Genomic DNA, 3,265 nt, shown 5'->3' on the forward strand with positions numbered 1-3,265 from the left:
CGGACTGGACGCACGACGGCACGGATCACCTTCGCCGGGCGAGCCCTGCGAACTCCACCAGGTGGCGGTCTTCAGCAGCTACCTCGACGGCGTGGACATCGGGGCGGGGCGGTGACGATGCCCCCAGTTCACTCAGGTCGCCCGTGCCGCTGGTGGGCGGTGACCTTCCCCGCGCAGACGCTCGTCCACGACGGGCTGCTTCCCGGAAGCTCGCCACCGCCGGGGCGCAGCCCATCGAGGACGATCGACAGGTAGCGCCGCCAGAGGTCCGGCCCCACCTGCTGCAGCTCTGCGGCGGTGTGCGCCACCGCCATCCCCAGAACGACCACGTCCTCGTAGCCGACGTCATCGCGCACCTCGCCGGAGCGCTGGGCCGCCGCCACCAGACGCGCGGCGAGCTCGCTGAGCTCGGTGCGCAGCGCCTCCAGCCGCGGGTCGGCGAGGACTCCCGCCGGCATGCACTCGAGAAGGGCACGGTCGCGGAGCTGCCAGTCGATCATGCGCTCCATGAACCCGCGAAGCGCGGCGCCGGGTGAGCCGCCGGCCGGCTGCGCACTCTCCTCGTCGATGCGCTCGCGCATCACCCGCTCGACGACCGCGGCGATCAGGTCCTCCTTCTGCGCGAAGCGCCGGAAGATGGTCGCGTTGCCGACGCCGGCGCGGCGGGCCACCTCGGCGACCCCCGCGCTCAGGCCGTTCTCGGCGAACACCTCGCGTGCCGCGCCGAGGATCAGTGCCAGGTTGCGTCGCGCGTCGGCGCGGAGCGCCTCGTCGGCGATCGGGGTCATGCCGCGACCTCCTCGTCCGCCGCCGTCGCGGCGAGCCCGGGGCTGCCGCCGGCGATGTCCGACACGTCGCTGCGCCGCACCATCACCGCGAGCAGGCCCACCGCCAGCGCCATCATCACCGCGGCGGCGACGTAGGCGATGTGGAAGCCGTCGAGCTGCGCGCTTGCCAGGTCGACCCGGGTGGGGGCCCGGTGCAGCGCCGCGACGGCGCCGGCGGCGTGCGAGGTGGCGATGGTCGAGAGCATGGCGAGGCCGAGCGCGCCGCCGACCTGCTGGGCGGTGTTGAGCAGCCCCGAGGCGAGGCCGGAATCCTCGTCGGCGACCCGGGTGGTGGCCATCAGCGTCATCGGCACGAAGACCAGGCCCATGCCCACGGCGATGGTGAGCAGCCCCGGCAGCAGCTGGGTGAGGTAGCTGCCGTCGAGGGTGGTCCGGTCGAGGCTGAGCAGGCCGATCGCGGCCAGGCCGAGGCCGAGGAGGGCGACACCGCGGACGCCGAGCACCCGGATCAGCACCTGCGCCAGGCCGGCCCCGACGCCGATGCACAGCGCCACCGGCAGGAAGGCGAAGCCGGCGCGCAGCGGCGTGTAGCCGAGCACCTCCTGGACGTAGATGGTGGCGAAGAAGAACATCGCGAACATGCCGGCGACCGCCAGGAACATGACCAGGTTCGAGCCGGCGAGCGAGCGGATCCGGAAGATGCGCATCGGCATCAGCGGCGCGTCGTGGCGGGTCTCGATGACGAGGAAGGCGGCGAGCAGCGCGACCGCAGCGGCGCCCAGGGCGAGTGTGGTCGGCGAGGTCCATCCCGAGGTCCCGGTCCGGACGATGGCGTAGACGGCGAGCATCAGGCCGCCCGTGACCGTGACCGCACCCCAGGCGTCGAGCGAGCGCCGGCCGCCCACGGCGGCACGCGACTCCGGGATGTAGCGCATCGAGAGCAGCACCCCGAGGGCGCCGACGGGGACGTTGACGATGAACACCCACTGCCAGGAGGCGATGTCGGTGAGGATGCCGCCGAGCAGCAGCCCGATGGCGCCACCACCGGCCGCGATCCCGCTCCAGACGCCCAGCGCACGGGTGCGCGCCTCACCCTCTGCGAAGGTCGTGGTGATGATCGACAGCGCCGCGGGGCTGACCAGTGCGCCGCCCACGCCCTGGAGGGCGCGGCCGGCGATGAGCATGCCCGGGGTCACCGCGAGCGCATCGATCAGCGACGCGACGCTGAACACCGCGATGCCGGCGACGAAGAGCCGGCGGCGGCCAAGGAGATCCGCGGCGCGGCCGCCGAGCAGCAGCAAGCCGCCGAAGGTCAGCGTGTATGCGTTGACCACCCACTGCAGATCCGCGGCTGCGAAGTGCAGCCCCCGCTGGATGCTCGGCAGTGCGACGTTCACCACGGTCGCGTCGAGAACGACCATGAACTGGCCGAGGCAAACGAGCACGAGGACCAACCAGGCCGGGGACGTGCGCGCGGCGCGCCGGACGGGGGAGGGGGTGGCGAGCATGCCGTGCGCTCCTCGAAAAGTGGAACAGGTGGTCCACTTACCCTATCGTGCGGACCGGACTGCTCAGTCCGCTTTCCCTCACAGCCGGGTGACGGCTCGGTGACGACACCTCCGGTTGACCCCGCGGGCCGGCGCGGGCCACGATCGCCCGGCGCCCATACGGGCGGGAGGTGATCGCGATGACCGATGGCGTCCGGGGAGCGGTCGCGAGGTACGGCGCCCTGGTGGCGGCGGTCCACCGCGCGGTCGTGCACTCGGCGGGGGACACATCGGCGGCGGCCCGGCAGGCGGCGCTCTCGGGGGAGCCCGCCGAGGGCGCCCTCGGGAGCTACCTGGACAAGGTGCGGCGCCACGCCCACCGCATCACCGACGAGGACGTCGGCGCGCTGCGGGCCGCGGGCCTGTCGGAGGACGCCATCTTCGAGCTCACCGGGGCCGCGGCCGTGGGCGCCGCCGAGGTCCGGCTCGCGGCCGGGCTCGCCGCGCTGGGGATGCCCTCCAGGGAGGCGCACTGATGCGGCTGGCCGTCCTCGACGGCGGCCACCGGCTGCGCAACCGGCTGTTCCTCCGGGTTGTGGGCGCCATGTCGCCGGGCGGCCGTCCCCCCGACGTCCTCAGGACCCTCCAGTACCGTCCCGCGATGCTCGGCGGGCCGCTCTCCGAGATCACCCAGGCGGTGATGCGGGGGCCGTCGGAGTGGAGCGTCGGTCAGCGCGAGCTGTTCGCCGCCTTCACCTCGAAGCTCAACGCCTGCCTCTTCTGAACGGGTGCTCACGGCGCGGTCGCGTCGTTGGGGCTGGGCGAGGAGACCACCGCCCGGGTGCTGGCCGACTACCGGTCGGCGCCGATCGAGGAATCCCTGCGCGCGACCCTCGCTCTGCTGGAGCGTGTGACGCTCACTCCCGACGAGGTGACGGAGGCGGACGCCGCCGCGGTGCGCGCCGCCGGGGTCTCCGACGCCGCGATCGT

4 protein-coding genes are annotated in these 3,265 nt (G+C 73.5%); 2 read left to right on the forward strand and 2 right to left on the reverse strand.

Features of this window, described 5'->3' with window-relative positions; genetic code table 11:
- Positions 1–128: 128 nt before the first annotated feature.
- Both VGL20_06950 and VGL20_06955 read right to left on the reverse strand, forming a co-directional pair.
- Positions 129–788, reverse strand: coding sequence for a helix-turn-helix domain-containing protein (locus tag VGL20_06950; protein HEY2703411.1), 660 nt, complete (start codon positions 786–788; stop codon positions 129–131).
- Positions 785–2,296, reverse strand: a complete 1,512-nt coding sequence (locus VGL20_06955) for an MFS transporter (GenBank protein ID HEY2703412.1) — start codon at positions 2,294–2,296, stop codon at positions 785–787. Before VGL20_06955 ends, VGL20_06950 begins: the two co-directional genes overlap by 4 nt.
- A 179-nt stretch (positions 2,297–2,475) precedes the next feature.
- On the opposite strand from VGL20_06955, the gene VGL20_06960 reads away from it, so the two are divergent.
- Together VGL20_06960 and VGL20_06965 are read left to right on the forward strand one after the other, a co-directional pair.
- The gene (locus tag VGL20_06960; protein ID HEY2703413.1) at positions 2,476–2,811 is read left to right on the forward strand and encodes a hypothetical protein; all 336 of its coding nucleotides are present in this window, start codon (positions 2,476–2,478) and stop codon (positions 2,809–2,811) included.
- Complete coding sequence (locus VGL20_06965) at positions 2,811–3,059, forward strand: hypothetical protein (protein HEY2703414.1); 249 nt, start codon at positions 2,811–2,813, stop codon at positions 3,057–3,059. The genes VGL20_06960 and VGL20_06965 overlap by 1 nt, the downstream gene beginning before the upstream one ends.
- Positions 3,060–3,265 lie beyond the last annotated feature (206 nt).

This window comes from Candidatus Dormiibacterota bacterium, assembly GCA_036495095.1.
In the GTDB taxonomy this organism is placed as follows: Bacteria; Chloroflexota; Dormibacteria; order Aeolococcales; family Aeolococcaceae; genus CF-96.

Excerpts from the sequence above, each read along its gene's own strand:
- VGL20_06950 (HEY2703411.1), bottom strand. The coding sequence starts at position 788 with ATGACCCCGATCGCCGACGAGGCGCTCCGCGCCGACGCGCGACGCAAC.
- VGL20_06960 (HEY2703413.1), top strand. The coding sequence starts at position 2,476 with ATGACCGATGGCGTCCGGGGAGCGGTCGCGAGGTACGGCGCCCTGGTG.
- VGL20_06955 (HEY2703412.1), bottom strand. The coding sequence starts at position 2,296 with ATGCTCGCCACCCCCTCCCCCGTCCGGCGCGCCGCGCGCACGTCCCCG.
- VGL20_06965 (HEY2703414.1), top strand. The coding sequence starts at position 2,811 with ATGCGGCTGGCCGTCCTCGACGGCGGCCACCGGCTGCGCAACCGGCTG.